The sequence below is a fragment of the Catellatospora sichuanensis genome (assembly GCF_007483665.1).
Taxonomy (GTDB): Bacteria; Actinomycetota; Actinomycetes; order Mycobacteriales; family Micromonosporaceae; genus Catellatospora; species Catellatospora sichuanensis.
This window is the reverse complement of sequence record NZ_VIQO01000025.1, coordinates 153160-174145: the sequence shown is the minus strand read 5'-3', so window position 1 is coordinate 174145 and position 20986 is coordinate 153160. Positions and strand designations below refer to the sequence as shown.

The window sequence follows — 20986 nt, the reverse complement described above, 5'->3', positions numbered from 1 at the left end:
GCTCGTTCAGCCGGTAGGGCAGGATGTGGAGATGGTCGCCACCCACGAGGTCTTCAATCAGGTGCCGCCGCTGGCCGGGCACGACGTCGCCGCCGACCCGGCGCTGCTTTCCGCGGTGGTCCGCGAGGGCGCGACCTGGCACCTCGACGACCTGCACCGGCTCGGCCGGCTCGCGGGCACCGAGCAGGCGCAGCGCTGGGGCGACGAGGCCAACCGGCACACCCCGCAGTTGCGCACCCACGACCGGTACGGCAACCGCGTGGACGAGGTCGACTTCCACCCGTCGTGGCACGAGCTGATGCGGGTCGCCGTCAGCGAAGGCCTGGCCGGCGGGCCGTGGGCCGACCCACGGCCGGGCGCGCACGTGGCTCGCGCCGCCGGGCTGCTCGTCTGGAGCGTCGTCGAGCAGGGCCACACCTGCCCGATCTCGATGACGTACGCCGCGGTGCCCGCGCTGCGCGCCCAGCCCGACCTGGCCGCGCGCTTCGAGCCGCTGCTGACCGGCCGGGTGTACGACCCGGGCCTGCGCGCCCCGCAGACCAAGGGAGGTCTGCTCGCGGGCATGGGCATGACCGAGAAGCAGGGCGGCTCGGACGTGCGCACCAACACCACCACGGCCGCCCCCGCCGGGGACGGCACCTGGCTGCTGCGCGGGCACAAATGGTTCACCAGCGCGCCCATGAACGACCTGTTCCTCGTACTGGCCCAGGCGCCCGGCGGCCTGTCCTGCTTTCTGGTGCCCCGGGTGCTGCCCGACGGCACCCGCAACACCTTCCGCATCCAGCGGCTCAAGGACAAGCTCGGCAACCGCAGCAACGCCAGCAGCGAGCCCGAATTCGACGACACCGTGGCCTGGCTCGTCGGCGAGCAGGGCCGGGGAGTGGCCGTCATCATCGAGATGGTGTCCCTGACCCGGCTCGACTCGGGCCTCGGCTCCGCAGCCGGTATGCGGGCCGCGCTGATGCAGGCCGTGCACCACGCCCGGCACCGGCACGCGTTCGGCGGCCCGCTGCTGGACAAGCCGCTGATGCGCAACGTGCTGGCCGACCTGGCGATCGAGTCGGAGGCCGCCACGACGCTGGTGATGCGGGTGGCCGGCGCGGTCGACCGGGCCGCCCGCGGCGACCGCGGCGAGCAGGAGTTCGCCCGGCTGGCCACCGCGCTGGCCAAGTACTGGGTGTGCAAGCGGCAGCCGGCGATGGTCGCCGAAGCCCTGGAATGCCTGGGCGGCAACGGCTACACCGAGGACTCCGGCATGCCGCGGCTGTACCGGGAGGCGCCGCTCAACGGCATCTGGGAGGGCTCGGGCAACGTCAACGCCCTCGACGTGCTGCGTGCGCTGTCCCGGGAACCGCAGAGCCTCGCCGCGTACGAGCAGGAGGTCGCGGCGGGCCTGGGCGGTGATACCCGGCTCGATCAGGCCTGGCAGGAGCTGCGCAAGGAGCTGGCCGACACGGCCGACGCCGAGCTGCGCGCCCGGCGCATCGTCGAGCGGATGGCGCTGGTGCTGCAGGGTTCGCTGCTGGTCCGGCACGCGCCGGCCGCGGTCGCCGACGCGTTCTGCGCCTCGCGGCTGGCCGGCGACCGCGGCCTGGCCTTCGGCACCCTGCCGCCCGGCCTCGACCTCGCCACGATCCTGGACCGGGTGCCCCCGGCCTGACCGCGTGGCCGTCAGGCCGGTGCGACCGCGATGAGCAGGGCCAGCAGACCGCCGATGATCACGATCCAGTGTGCCGCCAGCAGCGGCACGGTGAGCATGACCTCCCGGTCCGCGGTGTTGTAGGCACCCCGGTTGTCCTGGAGCAGCCGGGCGCGGTCGTCGGCGGGCAGGGCGAACTCGGCGAACAGCGCTTCCGCGCGGCGGCGGTGCGTCTCGACCTCCGACCGGACCACCGTCACCACCCCGATGCCCAGCCCGCCGATCACGATCATGGCCAGCCCCGCCACGGCGGTCCCGCCGCCGACCGGCCACTCCCGGTTGATCGCCTCGGCGAGCAGCGACAGCCCGAACAGCAGGGCCGACGCACCCAGGCAGGCGGCGCTCCAGGTCGCGGCGACCCGCAGGCGGTGGCGGATCTGCGCCCGCTCCTCCTGCCACAGGCGCAGGCACAGTTCGAATTCCATCGCGCGCTCCCCAAGATCGGTGACGCGCCAGGCTAGCGTTTCGTCGCCGGTCGCGCTGCCCCTCTCGACGCGGTCGGCGGGCCCGGTCGCGTCGTCCGTGCCCGCGCGGCGGCAGGTCAGGACGTGGCGCCGACCGTGGCGACGCTGAACAGGCCGAACGTGCCGAACATCGTGACGGCCATGACGCACCACAGCACGAAGAAGGCCGCCATCAGGCCGGTCAGCACCCAGCCGACGACGACGCCGGCATTGGCCAGCTCGATGCCGCGCTCGCCCGTGGCCGCGATCTGCTGCTTGGCCTTGTTGCCGAAGTAGATGCCCAGCGGGGGCAGGACGAAGATGCCCAGCGCCAGCGACAGGATCGCGTACGTGTTGTACGGCGGCTGCGGCGGGTAGTGGCCGTACGGGTACGGCGGCTGCTGCGGTGGTGGGGTCTTCGGCTGCTGGTCGGTCATGGTGGCCCTCCTCGGACGCTCTGCCGTGCAGGCTAGGTCACCCCCGCCACCGGTCGTCGTGGCAGCACGACGGCCAGTGGGTGTTAACAAGGTGCCCTTCCTCTACGCATAGCGTTAAGAAGGTGCCCTTCCTTTACGTCGGTGGTCGGATGTGGACAGAACTTCGGCACGACCGGCGGGCCGCGCCGGGTGTGGCATGATCACCTGATGGCCCGTCCACCGCAGATCTTCGCCGCGTCCGGACTGCTGCGCCCGCCGCCGGGCGTCCCGCCGCGAAAGCGCAGCCTGCTGATGGAGCACGCGGTCTCGCTGACCGGGGTGCGCCGCGCCAGGATCTGCTACGTGCCGACCGCCGTGGGCGACGACCCCGCCGCGATCGCCGCCTTCCAGCAGGCGTTCGACGACACCGGGCACACGGTCACCCACCTGCGGCTGTTCCCGCAGCCCAACCACGCCGACGTGCGGGCGCACCTGCTGGCGCAGGACCTGATCTGGGCCGGCGGCGGCAGCGTGGTCAACCTGCTGGCCGTGTGGCGGGCGCACCGGCTCGACGCGGTCATGCGCGAGGCGTGGGAGGCGGGCGTGGTGCTCGGCGGCGGCAGCGCGGGCAGCATCTGCTGGCACGTGGGAGGCAGCACCGACTCGTTCTCCGACGACCTGGACCCGGTCACCGACGCGCTGGCGTTCCTGCCGTACAGCAACGGGGTACACCACGACTTTCCGGACCAGCCCCGCCGCGAACGGTTCCACCAGTACGTCGGCAGCGGCCTGCTGCCCGCAGGCTACGCCACCGACGACGGCACCGGGCTGCACTACGTGGGTACCGAGCTGGCCGAAGCCGTCACCAGCGCCGAGGGCGCGGACGCGTACCGGGTCGAGATCGGCGCCGCGGGTGCGGTGAGCGAGCGCCCGCTGGGAGCGCGGCTGCTGTCCTGACCCGGTCCGGAAGTGCGGCCGATGCACGGGCCGCGCGGTGCGGCGTACCCGCCGGGTGTTGAAAGGAATTTCAGTCGCCTCTGTTGCAGGGGTGGCGGGTCAGGCGCATGCCATAGATGAGTGCGGCTCTTTACATGCCTGAAATCTGTTGCTAGCTTTCAGAAACTTTCAATCGCCTTGCGCAAGAACGGTGTCCGCATCCACAACGGATGGACCGGCCTCCGTCGATGCCGCACGGCCCCGTGTGAGGAGCTGTCGTGAGCGCTCGACGTCGTGCTCGCGCCCGGTGGGGAGCAATGCTGCTCGCCCTGACCGGTCTCGTCGCGAGCCTGGTACCGCTGCTGACGCTGCCCGCGTCGGCTGCCAACACCGTCACCGTGTTCTACCGGCCGAACGCGGCCTGGACCACGGTGAACATCCACTACGCGCCGACCGGCGGGGCGTGGACGACCGTGCCGGGCGTGGCGATGGACGCCGCCTGCACCGGCTGGCGGAAGAAGACCATCGACCTGGGTACGGCGACCGGGCTGCAGGCGGTGTTCAACAACGGCTCCGGCACCTGGGACAACAACAACGGGGCCAACTACGCCCTGGGCACCGGAAACGTGACCGTGTCCGGCGGAGTCAAGGGCACCGGCGACCCGTGTGCCACCGCCTCGCCGTCCCCGTCGTCCTCACCGGCCGCGGGCAACGACGTCACCGTGTTCTACCGGCCGAACGCGGCCTGGACCACGGTGAACATCCACTACGCGCCGACCGGCGGGGCGTGGACGACCGTGCCGGGCGTGGCGATGGACGCCGCCTGCACCGGCTGGCGGAAGAAGACCATCGACCTGGGTACGGCGACCGGGCTGCAGGCGGTGTTCAACAACGGCTCCGGCACCTGGGACAACAACAACGGGGCCAACTACGCCCTGGGCACCGGAAACGTGACCGTGTCCGGCGGAGTCAAGGGCACCGGCGACCCGTGTGCCACCGCCTCGCCGTCGCCGTCGACTTCGCCACCGGGCTCGCCGTCCCCGACGCCGTCCACCTCGCCGAGCACCCCGCCGCCCGCCACGACCGGCACCATGCTCGGCGGCGACCCGCGCAAGGACGCCATCTACTTCGTGATGACGGCCCGGTTCTACGACGGCGACACCGCCAACAACCGCGGCGGCAGCCAGCACACCAAGTCCGGCAACGCCGCCAACGGCGACCCGATGTTCCGCGGCGACTTCTCCGGCCTGATCCAGAAGCTCGACTACATCAAGGGCCTGGGCTTCTCCGCCATCTGGATCACGCCGGTGGTGCTCAACCGGTCCGACTACGACTACCACGGCTACCACGGCTACGACTTCTTCCGCATCGACGCGCGGCTGGAGTCGCCCGGCGCGAGCTACCAGAGCCTCATCGACACCGCACACGCCAAGGGCCTGAAGATCTACCAGGACGTCGTCTACAACCACAGCTCCCGCTGGGGCGCCAAGGGCCTGTTCACGCCGACCGTGTACGGCGTGCGCGACAGCCAGTGGAGCTGGTACTACGACGTGCCCAACCCGTCGTTCACCTACGACGGCCTGTCGGTCGAGCCGGGTTCGGGCAAGAGCCACTACACCGGCGACCTGTGGTCGACGCCGGAGCCCGCCGGAAACACCTGCCGCAACTGGGGCGTGTTCAGCGGCTTCTACAGCGCCGAGGGCTACAAGGTCTACAACTGCCAGTGGCCCAGCCCCACCTCCGGCATGTTCCCGAGCAACCTGTTCCACCAGTGCTGGATCGGCAACTGGGAGGGCGAGGACGCGCGCAGCTGCTGGCTGCACGAGGACCTGGCCGACTTCAACACCGAGAACCCGGCGGTGCAGCAGTACCTGATCGACGCGTACAACCGGTTCATCGACATGGGTGTGGACGGGTTCCGCATCGACACCGCCGTGCACATCCCGCGCGTCACCTGGAACCGCCGCTTCCTGCCCGCCCTGGAACAGAAGCTGATCAGCAAGTACGGCGCCGCCAAGGCCAAGGACTTCTACGTCTTCGGCGAGGTCGCCGCGTTCGTCAACGACAAGTGGAACCGTGGCTCGGTCAACCACTCCGCCCAGTTCTTCACCTGGAAGGAGCGGGCCACCTACAGCGCCAATGACGTGACCGCGGCGATCGAGCAGTTCAACTACGAGAACAACCTGGGCACCGGCAACCAGCCCACCAGCACCAACGCCTTCCTGCAGGGCAACGTCTACCACGCGCCCGACCGCACGCAGTTCTCCGGCATGAACATCATCGACATGCGCATGCACATGAACTTCGGGGACGCGCCCAACGCCTTCAACAACGGCAGGGACAGCGACGACAGCGTCAACGACGCCACCTACAACGTGGTGTACGTCGACTCGCACGACTACGGCCCGAACAAGTCGAGCACCCGCTACGCCGGGGGCACCGACGCCTGGGCCGAGAACATGTCGCTGATGTGGACGTTCCGCGGCGTGCCCACGCTGTACTACGGCTCGGAGATCGAATTCCAGGCCGGCAAGCAGATCGACTGCGGGCCCAGCTGCCCGCTGGCGACCACCGGCCGGGCCTACTACGGTGCCAACGTCGAGGGCAGCGTCACCGCCCCCGACTTCGGCGTGGTCTCCAGCGCCACCGGTGCGGTCGCGACGACCCTGAACAAGCCGCTGGTCAAGCACCTGCAGCGGCTCAACCAGATCCGCCGGGCCGTGCCTGCGCTGCAGATGGGCCAGTACTCGACCGAGGGCGTATCCGGCCAGATGGCCTACAAGCGCCGCTACACCAGCGGGACGGTGGACAGCTTCGCGCTGGTCACCGTCTCCGGCAGCGCCACCTTCACCGGCGTCCCCAACGGCGTATACACCGACGCGGTCACCGGCACCTCCATCACCGTCACCAACGGCACCCTGTCCGCGACCGCCTCCGGCAAGGCCAACCTGCGCGTCTACGTCCTCGCCCTCCCCAACAACCCCGCCCCCGGCAAGATCGGCGCCGACACCACCTGGCTCCACTAGGCCAGAACGAAGGAAGGGCACCTTCTTATCGCTTTGCGATGTAGAAGGTGCCCTTCTTGACGCCTGCCGGCCTCGGTGGTGTGGGCGCCTGGCGGCCCGCGGCCGACGACGGCGGGCGAGCGCGACCGGGCGTATCCGCGCGGTCCGCGGCTCGGGCGCGCAAACTGTACGGTCGGATTGCCGACCGCGGCACCCCCGTCCTGACCAGGCCGAACAGTGGAAAGCGAGCGCCGGACGCGGACGACTGCGCACAAGGCACTAGCTCACAGTGGCATCGGCGTCGCACAATGCGGATCATGCGTTGGTTCGGTCCCCGATGTCCCGTCAGTCCCGAGGAGGACGCCTGGTTGGCGTCGTCCCTGGCGTGGCTCGTGGGCGAGTTCGGCCGTGGGCCGCTGGAACTGCCGCCGGCGCGCCCGGCGGACCTGGTGCCCGCCGGATACCGCGGTGGCGTGCAGGAGGCGCGCACCCTGCTCGACGCGATCTGCCTGCGGATGGGCGTCGACCCCGTACGGGTCGAGCTGGAGCTGCACTCGCGGCAGGTGCCGGACGGGCACCTGCGCCTGCGCGAGGGCCACCCGGTGATCGCGGTGGCGTTCGGGCACGCCGCCGATCCGGTGCCGCTGGTGGCCACGATCGCACACGAACTCGGGCACGTGCTGCTGGTCGGCGACGGGCGGATCAAGCCGGACCAGCCTGACTCCGAGCGGCTCGCCGATCTGGTCACGGTCTACTTCGGGCTGGGCGTCTTCGGCTCCCGGGTGGCGGTGCGGTGCTCGCGCCGCCGGTCCGGCATGACCCTGCCGCTGTACGCATACGCGCTGGCGAACTACGCATGGCACCGCGGCGAGAGCGCGCCGGACTGGCTCGGCGACCTGCGCTTCGGCTCGCGCGTGCAGGTGCGACGCGGGCTGCGGCACCTGGCCTACCGGGCAGCTGACCCGGCCTCGGCCCACTCGCTGTAGGGCGTGCCGTCCCGCAGCCGCGCCAGCGCCGCGCCCGCGTAGCCGACCAGCGGTGATGGCAGCTTGCGCAGCGAGAACCAGTGCAGGTCGGCGCACTTGTCCGGCTCGGCGTTGACCGGGCTGCCGGACCACTGGCGGACCTGGAAGAACAGGTTCAGCCGCGGCGGCGACTCGTGGTAGTGCAGCAGGTGCACCAGCTCGGCGTGCGCGGGGTCGAGGGCGAGGCCGAGCTCCTCGGCCGACTCGCGCACCAGCGCTTCCAGCGGGGATTCGCCCGCCTCGAGATGCCCGGCCGGCAGGTGCCAGCACCCGTCGGACCAGCCCGTGTTGAGCCGCAGACCCAGCAGCACGTCGTCGCCGCGCCGGAGGATCAGGTGTACCGCGACGATCGCCTGTGCCCTGTGCTTCACCTGCGCATTCTCGAACGCCTGTACGAGCGCCGTCAAGCGGCGCGCCGATCGTGTTCGGGCCGGATCTATCGTGACCGCCAGAGCTGGTTGGCCATTTCCCTGGTTGACCGGCCAGCCCTCGATGTCTGACGCATATATCACAAATGAGCCGTTCCGACGGTGAACTCCTTTCTCGCCGTTCCTGAGACGTATGGGCGATTTCGCCGTTACCGTCGTGGTGCCCAGATTCTGGTGGTGACGGCGCGCGTTCAAGCGGAGCCGAGCCGGCGTGAGGAGAGACCGAATGAGACGAAGGCTGTTTGCACTACTGGCCGCCGCGGGGTTGGCCGCCGCCGCAGCGGTCCAGGCCACCCCGGCTCAGGCAGACACTCAGCGAAAGCTCGAGATCGCCACATACAACGTCTACCTGGGTGCCGACCTAGCACCTCTGGCTACCGCACCGACCCCGCAGGAACTCGTCCGGCTGGCCGGGATCGCCTACGACCAGATGGTCGCCACCGACTTCCCCGCCCGCGCCCGAGCCATCTCGCATCTGCTCAGGCGGGACCGACCTGACGTGGTGGGCCTCCAGGAGGTGGCCCTGTGGCAGCGGGGACCACTGGGCGGTTCTCTCCAGATCACCTATGACTTCCTGGACATCCTGCTCCGCGAGCTGGCCACGGCCGGTCTTCGTTACCATGCCGCCGCGGTCAACACCACGAACACCACCACCTTGCCCATCAGCGCCACTGAACAGGCGAGCTTCACGGACCGGGACGTGATCCTCGTACAGGACCGGGTCCGGGTGACGAACGCGCAGTCGAACATCTATGCCGCAAAGCTCGTCTTCACCACTCCGGCCGGGGTCACCTTCACCAGAGTGCGCGGTTGGTCGACCGTGGACGTGGGTGTCGGACACAAGCGGGCGCAGGTCCGGGTGGCCAACACGCATTTGGAGCCCGCGCCGCCGGCGATCCGAAACGCCCAGGGCCAGGAGCTGCACACCGCACTGGCGCAATCGCCGCTTCCGGTCGTCGCGGTCGGCGACTTCAACGCCACACCCACGGACGCGACAGGCCCGTACGGCACGTTCGCCACCGGCGGCTATGACGACGCCTGGCTGGTCGCCCGTGGCGCAGCGGACGGCTTCACCGCCCTCCAGGACGCCGATCTCCGCAATGTGCCGTCCAAGCTGGACCGGCGTCTCGACTACGTCTTCTACCAGCCCGCACAACTGTCGGCTGTCTGGGCCGAGCTGATCGGGGAGGAGCTGCGAGACCGGACGTCCACCGGCTTGTGGCCTTCCGATCACGCCGGTCTGGTGGTGACGCTGCGCCTCAACTCCAAGGGAACCGGTCACGATTCCGGCCGGTGATCAGAGCGGCGAGTGCAGTCGGGCACCACAGTCCCGCCTCGGAAACGTAGCGGCCCCGCACCGGTCAGAGGTGCGGGGCCGCTCATGTATCGTTTTGTCCGGTGCGGACGGCGCGTTTAGGATGCCGCCATGACCACCCCCGTCACCACCACGGCCGACCAGAGCCTCAAGCCACTGCGACTGCTGTTCACGCTCGCGCTGCTCGGCTACGTCGCGCTTTACCTCGGCTTCCAGTTCCTGCGCTGGATCCTGCCCGCGGAGCACACGACCCTGATCTCCCGTTCGCAGTCGGCCGGTTTCCTGGACCTGTTCCTCATGGCGTTCCCGCTGGTGGCCGTCCTGATCGCCACGCACCTGAGCCCGCAACTGGCCGGCTCGAAGATCTTCGCGCTGGTCGCGCTGATCGAGTACGCCGTGGCGGTCCTGCTCGGCGGCGTCACCTTCCTGATCGGACTGGGCGGCCTGGGCTGGGTCGACACGTTCCCGGAGACGATCGACGCGCTCGGGCACGTGGTGCTCGCCATCGCCCGCCTCGGCCTGGTGGCCCTGGCCGGATACGCCGTGCTGCGCGTCTTCCTGGCCCTGGGCGGCCGCGTCACGCTGCCCACGGCGCTCAACCCGCCGGCCTGAGCACGGGGAGCTCGGATGGGCAACCGGGTCCTGCTGCTGGCCACCAAGGACACCATCGCGTACCGGCGGCGCGCCGGGCGTGAGTCCGTCGCGTCGGGCGCGGAGCTGCTCGCCGCGGCGGGCCCGGTCGGCGCGGACGTCACCGTCGTGGACGTGACCTCCGAGCCGGGCTGGGACATCTCGCCGACCACCATGCTGGCGCTGGGCCGCCGGGTGCGGCAGGCGGCGGGGGACTACGACGGCGTGGTGCTCACCCACGGCGTCGACACCGTCGAGGAGACCGCGTACCTGGTGGACCTGATGGCGGGTCCGGCCGCCGAGCGGGCCGCGATCGTGCTGACCGGCGCGGCGCGGGCGCTGGACGACGACGACAGCGACGGCCCGGCCAACCTGGCCGCGGCGCTCACCGCCGCGGCCGACCCGGCGGCGCGGGGCCTGGGCGCCGTCGTCTGCGCGGGCGGCGAGCTGCACGCCGCACGCTGGGTCACCCTGGCGGACGCGTCCGCCGGGTTCAGCTCGGCGCCGCACGGGCCGCTCGCCCGCGTCGTGGACGGCCGGGTGCAGCGCCTGGCCGTGGCGCCGCCGCGCCCGCCGTACGGCGGCGGCGAGCCGGAGTGGGACGTCGCGCTGTTCAAGACCCACCCCGGCATGGACCCCGGGCTGCTCGGCGGCCTGGCCGACCGCGGCGTGCAGGGGGTCGTGCTGGAGGGCACCGGCCAGGGCAACGTGCCGGCCAGCCTGTTCGCCGCGATCAGCGACCTGGTCGACGGCGACATCCCCGTGGTGATCGCCTCCCGCAGCCACCACCCGGCCGCGCCGGGCGAACTGCCGCGCGACGTGGGCATGGCCGAGCGCCTCGGCGCGATTCCCGCCCGCGGCCTGCGGGCGGAGAAGGCCCGCGTCGCACTGATGGCCGCGCTCGGCGACGGGTACGGCGTGGACGCCGTGCGGGACTGGTTCACCCGTCTCTGACGGAAAGGAAGGGCACCTTCACATCGCCATGCGTTGTAGAAGGTGCCCTTCCCATCGTTTGAGCTGGATCGTGGCTGCCGGCGCCGGTCACCCGGTCGGGTGAGCCTTTCACCCGCGAGGCGGCGGGACCACCGGTCCGGACTACCGTGTCGCACACCCGGTCCGTCCATGTGTAAGACAGTTGACTGTCAATCGCTCTGATTTGCCCTAGTCTGCGGCTTGAATACCGTTGCCGCGCCGTGCGCGCGAGATCTGGGGAGCGCCATGGACGTCAGAACCGTCGGCGGGACGACGCGCCTGCAGCCGGACTTCACCCGGGTCAACGAGTTGGCGGTGCGGACAGAACGGCTGCCGCGGCGGGAACGTGACGGCGTGCTGCCGTTCCCCGGCGCGATGTGGCTGTGGGTCGGGCTGTCGACGCTGCTCCGCCTGGCGGTGTGGGCGGCCGCGGCCGTGTTGGGCGTGGCCGTCGTCGCGGCGGCGGCGGTGCAGCCCGGTGTGCCGGGGCCGGTGCTGTTCGCCACGGCGGCCGCGCTGCTGGTCGCGCTGCTGGTCCGGGTCGGCCGCGGGCTGCGCCGGCGCAGTGAGGCGAGCAGGCAGGCAGCGGTGGCCCGGGAGTACTGGTCCTGGCGGCGGCCTCCGGTCCGCTTCGAGCGCGAGCCCGCCGCCCTGGACCTGCCGTCGTGGCTGAGCGATCCGATGCACCGGCGGCTGCTGCGCGTCGTCCGCCCGCGCCGCATCGCCCCGCACGCCGACCGGGTGAGCTGGGCCCACCGCTGGGCGCGCAGCCGCGAGCTGCGCGCGGTGGTGCCCCGGCTGACCGGAGTGACCGCCCTGGCCGCCGTGCTCACCGTCGCCGCGTGGCGGGCCGGCTGGCTGAGCGTGCACGCCCCGGCGGCGGTGCCCGCGGACGTGGAGCTGGGCGACCGGGTGCCCAACCCGGACGTGCTGGCGGCGCTGGACGTCGTGGTCGCCGCCGTGGCCGACTACACCTGGCACCTGGTGGACATGGTGCCGCTGCTGGGGCTGGCCGACGTCCTCGGCTGGGCGCGCCCGGCGGCGCTGGCCTCCGGCGGCCTGCAGGACGGCCTGGCCGTGGTGTTCCGGCTCGCGGTGCTGCTGATCCTCGCCGCGACCGCGGCCGCGATGCTGGGCCGCCGGGTCGACGTCGACGCGAAGCCGCCGCTGCTGGCCGGGCAGGTCGAGCGTGCCCTGGTGGAGGAGCTGGTGAAGGCGCGGCGGCTGCTGGAGGGCGGGACCGGGCGGCACGACCAGCGGCTGTTCGACGCCGCCTGCCGCCGGTTGCGCACCGACGCCGTCGCCCTGCCCGCGCCGTACGAGCAGTGGACCGCCGAGTCGCTGTGCCACGCGCTGGCGCTGGAGCAGTCCTGGATGAGCGACTGGCGGGTGCCGGAGCAGCGCTCCGTGCTGTCCTGAGGGCAACGCGCCGCCCCACCCGTGCGGCGGGTGGGGCGGCGGTCCGGGAGGGCCTCAGTTGAGGATGTCGCTGGAGGGCGGGTTGAAGTCGCGCACCGGCTTGTCCTTCAGGGCGTACTTCAGCGAGTTCGTCACCGCGTCCAGCGGCATGTTGTAGTTGCCGTCGCCGGCCACGTTCTTCACGTAGTCGGGGTCGGCGATGAAGCTGGCCGCGGCCAGTTCGGGCGTGAACCCGACGAACCAGGCGGCCCGGGTGTCGTCGGTGGTGCCCGTCTTGCCCGCGATCGGGCGCTCCATCATGGGGTACACGCGGGAACCGGTGGACCAGTCGCCGCAGCTGCCGCGGGCGGCCTTGTACCCGGTGACGCAGCGCGCGGCGTCGGTGGCGGCACGGGCCACGTCCTGGCTGAACACCCGGCTGCACTGCGGGGCGGCGGCTTCGACCTGCTTGCCGTCGACGGTCGTGGTGAATTCGGCGCCCTGCGGCGTCTTGATGGACAGCACCGGGCTGGGCTTGCAGTACATGCCCTCGGCGGCGACGGTCGCGTACGCGTTGGCCATCTCCAGCGGGGTCGTGTCGGCGACGCCGAGCGTGAACGCGCCCCACTTGTCGGCGTGCTTGGGCGAGGCGTGCAGCCGGTCCACGTCGGTGTGCCAGACCAGGCCCATCTTCTCGGCCATCCGGACCGCCTTGTCCGAGCCCACGGCCTGCTCCAGTTGCACGAAGTAGGTGTTCACGGACTTGCCGAAGCCGGTGTAGATGTTGTGCTTGCCGGTCATGCTGCCGCTGGCGTTGGACGGGCACCAGCGGTTGCCGCAGGCGGCCGGCCCGCCGGGCTCCACCACGTAGATCGAGGTGTAGCGGTGCGGTGCGTAGAACGACTTGGACATCTTCATGCCCGAGTCCAGCGCGGCGACCATGGTGAACATCTTGAACGTCGACCCGGCCTGGTAACCGGGGATGTCACCGCCGCCCAGCAGCGGCGCGACCGTGTTCGGGTAGCTGCCCTTGACGTTGAAGGACCGCTTGATCGGGTCGGAGTTCGGGCCGTTCTTGCTCTGGTCCATCGAGTAGACGCGGTTGACCGACATGACCAGGACACGGCCGGTGCCGGGCTGGACCACCACGTTGCCGTACGCCAGCCGCATGTCGGTCTTGGACCGGCTCAGCAGGTCCTTCATCGAGTACGCCTGCAGGTTCGGGTCGAGGCTGGTCACCACCTTGAAGCCGCCGGTGCGCAGCTTGTCCAGCCGGGCCACCGGGTTGGGCCCGAACGCCGGCTGCTGCATCCACCAGTTCTTGAAGAAGTCGCAGAAGAAGCCCCAGTCGCGGTTGGCCGCGGGCACCGAGCCGCAGTCGCGCGGCGGGCTGCTGAGCTTCAGCTTGATCGGCTCGGCGGTTGCCTTGTTGGCCTGCTCGGTGGTGATGAAGCCGAGGTCGGCCATCCGCCGGATGACGTAGTTGCGCCGGTCGAGTGCCGGGGTGGTCTGGTTCGCCGGGTCGAACGACGAGGGCGCCTTGACCAGGCCGGCCAGCGTGGCGGCCTCGACCAGGGTCAGGTTCTTGGGCTCCTTGGAGAAGAAGATCTGGGAGGCGGCGTAGATCCCGTACGCCCGATGGCCGAAGTAGGCCATGTTCAGGTAGCCCTCCATGATCTGCTGCTTGGTCCACTGGCCTTCCAGCTTGATCGCGAGCCGGATCTCGTTGAGCTTGCGCTGCGGGGTCTGCTCGGTGGCCGCGACCGCCTCCTGGGCCGTCGTGGCGCTGTCGCGCAGGGCCATACGCACGTACTGCATGGTCAGCGTGGAGGCGCCCTGGGAGACCTCGCCCTGCTGGCGGTTGGCCACGAAGGCGCGGGCGATGGACTGGAAGTCCACGCCCATGTGGGAGTAGAAGCGGGCGTCCTCGGCGGCGAGCACGGCGTTGACCACGTTCGGGTTCAGCGAGCTCAGCGGCACGAACTTGCGATGCTCGTCGTAGAACATCGTGATCAACGACTTGCCGTCGTTGGCGTAGACGTACGTGGTCTGGCCGACCTGATGCTCCTTGAGCTGGGTCGGCAGGCTCTGATAGATGGCCGCGCCCTTCATGGCTCCGATGCCCGCCGGTACGGCCAGCGGTAGCGAGGCGAGGGCAAGCACGACCCCACCCAGGACACCGGCGCGGAGCATTCCGCTGTACCGGCCGAAAGCGCTGATTAACCGCTGCACCATAGCCACGAATATAGGCAGCTCAGCATACCGAAGTGAGGCAGATTCACTAATGCTTATGCGGATCGGTCCCGTGTGGAGAAAGCTCAACCGCGAAAGCAGTCCGCGGGCCGCCCCACCACGTCCACCGGCTGGTGGGCGTAGACCAGGCCGGCGTGCGGATCGTCGGGCCGGCCCACCGCCGCCGTCGTGATCACCAGGGTTTCCAGCCGGGGTCCGGCGAACGCACAGCTGGTCACCAGCGGGGTCGGCAACGCGACCACCCGGTCCAGCCGGCCGTCCGGGGTGTAGCGGCGCACCGCGCCCCCGGCCCACAGCGCCACCCACACCCCGCCCTCGGCGTCCACGCACATGCCGTCGGGGTGACCCTCGTCGATCCGGGTGAAGGTGCGCCGCGCCCCCGGCTGCCCGGAGCCGAGGTCGTAGTCGTAGGCGTCGACGCGGCCGGTCGGGGTGTCGATGTGGTACATCGTCGCGCCGTCGGGCGACCAGCCCAGCCCGTTGCTGATGGTCAGCCCGGTGAAGACGGTCGTCAGCGCGTCCGCGCCCGGATCGAGGCGGTAGAGCGCACCCGCGCCGGGGCGCTCGTCGTAGGCCATCGTGCCCAGCCACAGCCGCCCGGCCGGGTCGGCCTTGGCGTCGTTGGAGCGCATCCCGTCGGTGTCACCGGGGTAGCCGGGCAGCCGCTGCCGGCCCCCGCCGGGCAGCAGGCGCACCGGACCTTCCGGCAGGCAGGCCACGAAACCGCCGCCGCAGGCCGGCACCGCCGCGCCGACGTGCGCCGAGGTGCCCACCTCGCCGGACTCGCCGCCGTCGGCGGAACGCCACAGCACCCGGCTGCCGAGGATGTCGACCCACCAGACCCGGCCGTCGCGATGTGCGTACAGCGGTCCTTCACCCAGCTCACAGCGCCGGGAGTCGAAGACCTCCACGTCCGACATCGGGTCACCTCTCGGCCTGCTTCACGGGCTCACCCGCCGCCCACGCCGCCCACCCGCTTCACCATAAACCGGGCGGGCCGGCTCAGAAGGCGCTCTGCCACATCGAGATGTTACGGAAACGTACCCGCCACGGCGCGACGCCGACCTTGCCCACCGTGGACACGCCCAGGATCACGCGGCCCTCCACGAACTGCGCGTTCTCCACCGGCACGCGGGTGAGTTCCTTGGTGCCCAGGTACACGCGGAACTGCGGCCCGGCACCGGAGATCGTCACCTTGGTGAACTTGCCCAGCGTCAGCGGCTTCTCCAGCGGCGGGAAGTCCATCAGCGTCCGGACGACTCCGTCGCCGTCGCCGTGGCGCATCATGCGGACCTTGTCCTGGCACACCCGCAGCTCGTAGCCGCGCAGGGCGCGATAGCGGAACCAGATCCCGGCGCAGGCCCCCTTGTCGATCAGGGCAACCTCCACCTCGACCCGGAAATTGGTCCGGTTGTCGTCCGGGCCGCTGCACTGGTAGCTCCAGTCCTTCAGGGTGGTCACCAGGAACGACTGATTCTCGTAACGGCAGGTGGCCCCGTTGACGTCGTCCTCGCGCACCGGCCAGCTGATCGGCCGGTTCAGCTTCTCGAACCGGTAGGGGTCGGGACGCGACGGTTTCGGTGAGGCCGAGGGAGACAGCGAGACGGCCGGGGACGGCGTCGGGGACGCGCTCGGGCTCTGGCTCGGGCTTGGCGACGGCGTGGGGGAGGCGCTCGGCGAGGCGGTCGGCGACGGCGCCGCGGCGAACCCCGCCGGCAGCGCGCCGGTCAACAGGGCGACGGTGAGGCCGCCCAGCAGCAGCGTGGTCGCGCCGAGCCCGGCGGCGGCCGGTTTGGCCCAGCGCGAGTCGCGCAGCCGCGGCGTGTCGGTCTCCGGCCGCAGGCTGGTCGGATCGGCGTCGACCACCGCGAACTTGCTGCCCGCCTCGGCCGCCGCCGCGGCCTGCCGGGGCAGCTCGCCGGAGCTCAGTGCCCGGTCCGGCCCGCGGGTGAGCAGCCGGTCCAGCAGGTCGCGGGCTGTCGGCCGGTCGGCGGGGTCCTTGGCCAGAGCCGCCTCGACCAGCTCACGCAGCGGCCCGGTGAGGCCGTCGAGGTCGGGTTCGGCGGTCATGATGCGTACCGCGACCGCGGGCATCGAGTCGGCGGCGAAGGTGATCCGGCCGGTGCCCGCGAACGCGACCACCGCGCCCCAGGCGAACACGTCCGCGGCCGGGGTCAGCGCCTTGCGCGCCTTGGTGTCCAGGCGCTCCGGGGCCATGTACGCGACGGTGCCGATGAGCTGGTCGGTGCGGGTGTTGCCGGGCTGCCCCTCGACCGCGCGGGCGATGCCGAAGTCGATGACCTTCGGCGTGCCCGGCGCCAGCAGCACGTTGCTGGGCTTGAGGTCGCGGTGGATGACGCCCGCGCCGTGGATCGCGGTCAGCGCGGTGGCCACGCCGATGGCCAGGCCGTGCAGGTTGGCCGGGGTCAACGGGCCGCGCTGCTGCACCACGCTGGACAGGCTGGGGCCGTCCACGTACTCGACCACCAGGTAGGGGGAGTCGTGGTCGGGGTCGGCGTCGAGCACCTCGGCGGTGCAGAACGGCGGCACCTGCTTGGCCCGCTCCACCTCGCTGCGGAAACGCTGCCGGAACTCGGGCTCCCCGGCCAGGTCGGCCCGGATCACCTTGACCGCGACGAGGCTGTCCTTCGGATCGCGGGCCAGGTAGACACTGCCCATGCCGCCCTCGCCCAGGCGTCCCAGGAGCGTGTAACCGCCCAGCTCACGAGGGTCCGTGGGCCGCAGCGGCCGCGAAGCGTCGGCGCCGACCATGATGGAGCGATCTCCCGTTCTCGATGCCCGTCGAGGCCGCGGCATGACGCGCCGCGGCCTTACGGACTGTCCCCGCTGAGTCACGCGACATCCTGCCATTTGCCGGCCGTCGCCGTAACCCTGCCGCGTCACCAGACGCCTGACGGGGGCCGAGAGGTTGCTCAGCTCGTGATGCGGTGCAGGATCAGATCGTGGACATGGTGTGACTTCTCGTCACCGCGGAACTCCATCTCGTACACGTGCGTGCCGACGTTGATGGCGATCGCGCCGGTCGAGAAGAACTGCCCGGCCCAGGACTTGTTGCTGACCACGCTCACGCTGGTGATCTTCGCGTAGGGGATGCTGGTGATCGCGGTCTTCTTGCCCACAAAGGACTTGTCCTGAATGATCACGCGGCGGTCGGTGAGCCCGATGAAACCCGTGCCCGCCCCGATGGCGTCGTAGACAGCGATCACCTGCTCGCCGGGCAGCAGCCCGCTCTGGATCTGGGCGAGCTGCTCCTTGCGGTCGTACACGATGCTGGTCGTCATGCCCTGACGCTAAAGGCGGCCCGCAACCTCAGCCCGGCTCGCACCAGTCGGCCAGGACCTCCGCGGTGTGCTCGCCGGGCAGCGCCGGAGGCCGGTCCAACTCGGCCGGGGTGCCGGAGAACCGCGGCGCGGGTGCGGGCTGCGTCACACCGTCACGCACCACGTACGTGCCCCGCGCCGACAGCTGCGGGTCGGCCGGCGCCCGGCCCATCGACAGCACCGGGGCGACACACGCGTCGGAGTCGGCGAACAGCTGCGCCCAGTGCGCCTGGGGCGCCGCCGCGAACCGCTGCGCCAGCCGCTCGCGCAGCTCGGGCCAGCCCGCCCGGTCGTACTGCGGGGTGTCGGCCGGCAGGTCCAGCCGGGCCAGCAGCACGGCGAAGAACTGCGGCTCCAGCGCGGCCACCGCGACGTGGCGGCCGTCGGCGGTGGCGTACACGTCGTAGAACGGCGCGCCGCCGTCGAACAGGTTCACGCCGCGCTCGTCGAGCCAGGTGCCGCCCGCGTGCATGCCCCACTGCATCGCTGTCAGGTGCGCCACCCCGTCCACGATGGCCGCGTCGACGACCTGGCCCGGTTCGCCGCCACGCACCCGCCACAGCGCGGCGAGGATGCCGGCCACCAGATACATCGCCCCGCCCGCGAAATCGCCGAGCAGGTTGAGCGGGATCTGCGGCGGACCACCGGCCCGGCCGATCGCGTGCAGCGCGCCGGTGACGGCCAGATAGGTGAGGTCGTGCCCGGCGGTGTGCGCCCGCGGGCCGTCCTGGCCCCAGCCGGTCATCCGGCCGTACACCAGCTCCGGGCGGCGGTGCAGGCACACGTCGGGCCCGAAGCCCAGGCGCTCGGCGACGCCCGGCCGGAAGCCCTCGATGAGCACGTCGGCCCGGTCGACCAGGCGCAGCAGCAGCGCCACGCCGTCCGGGTCCTTCAGGTCGACGGCGACCGCGCGCTTGCCGCGGTGCAGCAGGTCGAACCGCGGGTCCACGGCGGTGACGCCGCCGCCCGGACGGTCCACCCGAACCACGTCCGCGCCCAGGTCGGCGAGGTACATGCCGCAGAACGGAACGGGGCCGATCCCCCCGACCTCGAGCACCTTCAAGCCGTCCAGCGGACCCATGGCGGTGATGGTACGCAGCTATTCGCGGCTGAAGGTCCACACCCCGTTGGTGTCGATCACGACCACGACCGTGCCGCGGGGCAGCATGGTCTCGCCGGTGAAGTCGCCCTCCTGGTTGATCAGCGTGGCGCTGTCCGAGCCGATCGCCTGCACCGTGAACTTGCCGGTGCCGCGGTGGTCGAACGCGACCTTGACCGACTCCGCCGCCGTGCGCGGGATCAGCAGCACGTCCGCGCCCACCCCGGACGCGGTGCCGCTGAACGTCTGCGCGGACGCCAGCGGCCGTACCACCATGCGCCAGCCGCCGTCGGCCTGGATGCTCACCGCGTCGGGCCGCATCTCGCCCAGGTCCAGCGGACGTACTCCCTCATAGCTGTCCGCGGCGCTGACCAGCGTCTGGATCTCCTGGCCGTCGGCTTTGACGGTGCGGACCACGAACGGGCCCGTGCCGGCGTAGGTGAGCGCCACGGTGTGGAAGGTGTCGCCCAGCTCCACCGGCACCACCTGCGGTCCGACGCCCTCGAACACCTGGTCCTGCGGCAGTGCCTCGGTGGCCCGCCGGCTCGGGGTCGGGATCGGTCGGCCCTGCGCCTGCCGGGTCGGCTCCGCTTCGGGCACCGCGCCGATCGCGGTCGCGCTCGGGTCGGCGACCGCGGCCGGTGAGCCGTCACCCCAGCGCACGGCGAGGAATCCGCCCACGCCCAGCACGGCACACAGCATCAGTCCGGCCGCACCGGCCAGCCCCCAGACCCACCACGGCCGACGTGAAGGCGGCGCGGCGTGCGCGGGCACGTGCTGTGCCGCGTGGGCGGGCACGTGCGAGGCGTCGGGCTGCGGCGTGGCCGGGTCGGCCGCCGGCTCCGCAGCGAACGCCATGACCGGGACCCCCGTGACCGGTACGCCTGCCGTCGGTATGCCGCGATCTGCCGCGGGGTCCTCCGAGGACGCCGCGTCGGGCGGCGACGGCCACGCGATGCCCGAGGTCAGCGGGGCCGTGGCGGCAGGTTCGGGCGCAGGCTGCGCGAGTTCGGCAGCCGTGACAGCCTCGGGTGTCGTGGCGGCGAAGTCGGGCAATCCGATGCCCGCGGCCTCCGGCGGCGCGGCCATGGCCACCGGTTCGAGTTCCGGCCGTGCCGCCGTGGCGGCTGCCGGTTCCAGCTCGGGTGGTGCGATCGGGGCTGCCGCCGGTTCGGGTTCGGGTCGCGCCCACGTTGTCGCCGCCGGTTCCGGCTCGGTCGGCGTCGGCACCCCCGGCATCGGTTCATCCGTCGGCTCGGCCGCGGGAGTCGCTCCGTCGTCCTCGGTCGCGCGGGCCCACGTCGGTTCGGCGGACACCGCGGGTTCGTCGGTCCAGGCCGGTGCGGCCTGCTCGTCGGTCCAGGCCGGTGGCGCCTCGTCGGGCAGGGCCGGTTCGGGTGCGGGCTCGGTGATCCAGGTGGGCTCGGCCGTCATCGCGGGATCGACCGACCAGGCCGGCCGCGGATGCTCGTCGGACCACACCGCGTCCGCGGCCGCGTCCATCGCCATGGCGGTCTCTGCCGCCAGGACCGGCGCCGGTTCCGGTTGCGCCGCGGCAGCCGGTCCGGCGTCCGCGGCCGGTGTCACCTGCTCAGCCGTCGCCGGTTCGGGCGCCTGCATCGCGGCGGCCGACACAGGCTCCGGGTGTGGCGCCGGGTCCACGTCGGTCGCGGCGGGTTCGGCGACCGCGTCCCCGTCCGACCAGGCCGGCACCGCGTCGGGCACCGGGTCCGACAGCGGCACGCCGGCCACGGGTCGTTCGCGCGGCGGCGTCGGGTTGCCGATGAGTTCGTCGAGGCTGGTGAACGGCCCGTCGTCGTCGGGCAGCTCGAACATCAGGGTGGGGTCGTCGGCCCCGTCGCTGACCCAGAACTGCCAGTCGTCGGGCGCGGGCGGCCAGGCAGGATCGGGTCGCCAGCCCGTCGGCGGAGTCCAGTCCTCCGGAGGCTCCGGCCATCCCGGTGGTGAGTGGTACTTCCAGCCCATCGCCCTACCCCCGTCGTACTTGCCGCAGCGCACCGACGTG

General features: G+C 71.6%; 17 protein-coding genes. 8 read left to right on the top strand and 9 right to left on the bottom strand.

The window, feature by feature from the left end:
* Window positions 1-31 precede the first annotated feature (31 nt).
* The gene (locus FLL47_RS31470; RefSeq protein ID WP_144125828.1) at window positions 32-1660 is read left to right on the top strand and encodes an acyl-CoA dehydrogenase family protein; all 1629 of its coding nucleotides are present in this window, start codon (window positions 32-34) and stop codon (window positions 1658-1660) included.
* An 11-nt stretch (window positions 1661-1671) separates the two neighbouring features.
* Here FLL47_RS31470 and FLL47_RS31465 read toward each other — a convergent pair whose 3' ends face one another.
* On the bottom strand, window positions 1672-2124 hold the full coding sequence (locus FLL47_RS31465) for a hypothetical protein (RefSeq protein ID WP_144125825.1): 453 nt from the start codon (window positions 2122-2124) through the stop codon (window positions 1672-1674).
* Window positions 2125-2240: 116 nt separating this feature from the next.
* Window positions 2241-2579, bottom strand: coding sequence for a DUF4190 domain-containing protein (locus FLL47_RS31460; protein ID WP_144125822.1), 339 nt, complete (start codon window positions 2577-2579; stop codon window positions 2241-2243).
* A gap of 204 nt (window positions 2580-2783) precedes the next feature.
* On the opposite strand from FLL47_RS31460, the gene FLL47_RS31455 reads away from it, so the two are divergent.
* From FLL47_RS31455 to FLL47_RS31445, 3 genes are all read left to right on the top strand, one after another.
* Window positions 2784-3515: a Type 1 glutamine amidotransferase-like domain-containing protein gene (locus FLL47_RS31455; RefSeq protein WP_425457781.1), complete on the top strand. Its 732-nt coding sequence runs from the start codon at window positions 2784-2786 to the stop codon at window positions 3513-3515.
* A 257-nt stretch (window positions 3516-3772) separates the two neighbouring features.
* A complete protein-coding gene (locus tag FLL47_RS31450) occupies window positions 3773-6520 on the top strand; it encodes a carbohydrate binding domain-containing protein (RefSeq protein WP_246158906.1) in 2748 nt (915 codons plus the stop codon).
* Window positions 6521-6867: 347 nt separating this feature from the next.
* Window positions 6868-7485, top strand: coding sequence for a hypothetical protein (locus tag FLL47_RS31445; RefSeq protein WP_144125816.1), 618 nt, complete (start codon window positions 6868-6870; stop codon window positions 7483-7485).
* Here FLL47_RS31445 and FLL47_RS31440 read toward each other — a convergent pair.
* The gene (locus tag FLL47_RS31440; RefSeq protein ID WP_144125813.1) at window positions 7446-7895 is read right to left on the bottom strand and encodes an NUDIX hydrolase; all 450 of its coding nucleotides are present in this window, start codon (window positions 7893-7895) and stop codon (window positions 7446-7448) included. The two genes, FLL47_RS31445 and FLL47_RS31440, sit on opposite strands and share 40 nt — an antisense overlap.
* A 283-nt stretch (window positions 7896-8178) precedes the next feature.
* Between FLL47_RS31440 and FLL47_RS31435 the strand changes: the two genes are divergently transcribed.
* The 4 genes from FLL47_RS31435 to FLL47_RS31420 all read left to right on the top strand — a co-directional run bounded on the left by FLL47_RS31435 (window position 8179) and on the right by FLL47_RS31420 (window position 12288).
* A complete protein-coding gene (locus FLL47_RS31435; protein ID WP_144125810.1) occupies window positions 8179-9249 on the top strand; it encodes an endonuclease/exonuclease/phosphatase family protein in 1071 nt (356 codons plus the stop codon).
* A gap of 129 nt (window positions 9250-9378) precedes the next feature.
* Window positions 9379-9879: a hypothetical protein gene (locus FLL47_RS31430; protein ID WP_144125807.1), complete on the top strand. Its 501-nt coding sequence runs from the start codon at window positions 9379-9381 to the stop codon at window positions 9877-9879.
* Between the two features lie 15 nt (window positions 9880-9894).
* Window positions 9895-10851 carry an asparaginase gene (locus tag FLL47_RS31425; protein ID WP_144125804.1) on the top strand — a complete coding sequence of 319 codons (957 nt, stop codon included), beginning with the start codon at window positions 9895-9897 and terminating at the stop codon, window positions 10849-10851.
* Window positions 10852-11115: 264 nt separating this feature from the next.
* On the top strand, window positions 11116-12288 hold the full coding sequence (locus FLL47_RS31420) for a hypothetical protein (protein WP_144125801.1): 1173 nt from the start codon (window positions 11116-11118) through the stop codon (window positions 12286-12288).
* Between the two features lie 54 nt (window positions 12289-12342).
* On the opposite strand, the gene FLL47_RS31415 is transcribed toward FLL47_RS31420, so the two are convergent.
* The 6 genes from FLL47_RS31415 to FLL47_RS31390 all read right to left on the bottom strand — a co-directional run bounded on the left by FLL47_RS31415 (window position 12343) and on the right by FLL47_RS31390 (window position 20946).
* A complete protein-coding gene (locus FLL47_RS31415) occupies window positions 12343-14502 on the bottom strand; it encodes a transglycosylase domain-containing protein (protein WP_144125798.1) in 2160 nt (719 codons plus the stop codon).
* An 83-nt stretch (window positions 14503-14585) separates the two neighbouring features.
* Complete coding sequence (locus FLL47_RS31410) at window positions 14586-15440, bottom strand: SMP-30/gluconolactonase/LRE family protein (RefSeq protein WP_144125795.1); 855 nt, start codon at window positions 15438-15440, stop codon at window positions 14586-14588.
* Between the two features lie 82 nt (window positions 15441-15522).
* Window positions 15523-17292, bottom strand: coding sequence for a serine/threonine-protein kinase (locus FLL47_RS31405; RefSeq protein WP_144125792.1), 1770 nt, complete (start codon window positions 17290-17292; stop codon window positions 15523-15525).
* Window positions 17293-17453: 161 nt separating this feature from the next.
* Window positions 17454-17822 carry a PH domain-containing protein gene (locus FLL47_RS31400; RefSeq protein WP_144125789.1) on the bottom strand — a complete coding sequence of 123 codons (369 nt, stop codon included), beginning with the start codon at window positions 17820-17822 and terminating at the stop codon, window positions 17454-17456.
* Window positions 17823-17850: 28 nt separating this feature from the next.
* The gene (locus tag FLL47_RS31395) at window positions 17851-18942 is read right to left on the bottom strand and encodes a CaiB/BaiF CoA transferase family protein (RefSeq protein WP_144125786.1); all 1092 of its coding nucleotides are present in this window, start codon (window positions 18940-18942) and stop codon (window positions 17851-17853) included.
* 18 nt (window positions 18943-18960) lie between these two features.
* Window positions 18961-20946 carry a hypothetical protein gene (locus FLL47_RS31390; RefSeq protein WP_144125783.1) on the bottom strand — a complete coding sequence of 662 codons (1986 nt, stop codon included), beginning with the start codon at window positions 20944-20946 and terminating at the stop codon, window positions 18961-18963.
* Window positions 20947-20986 lie beyond the last annotated feature (40 nt).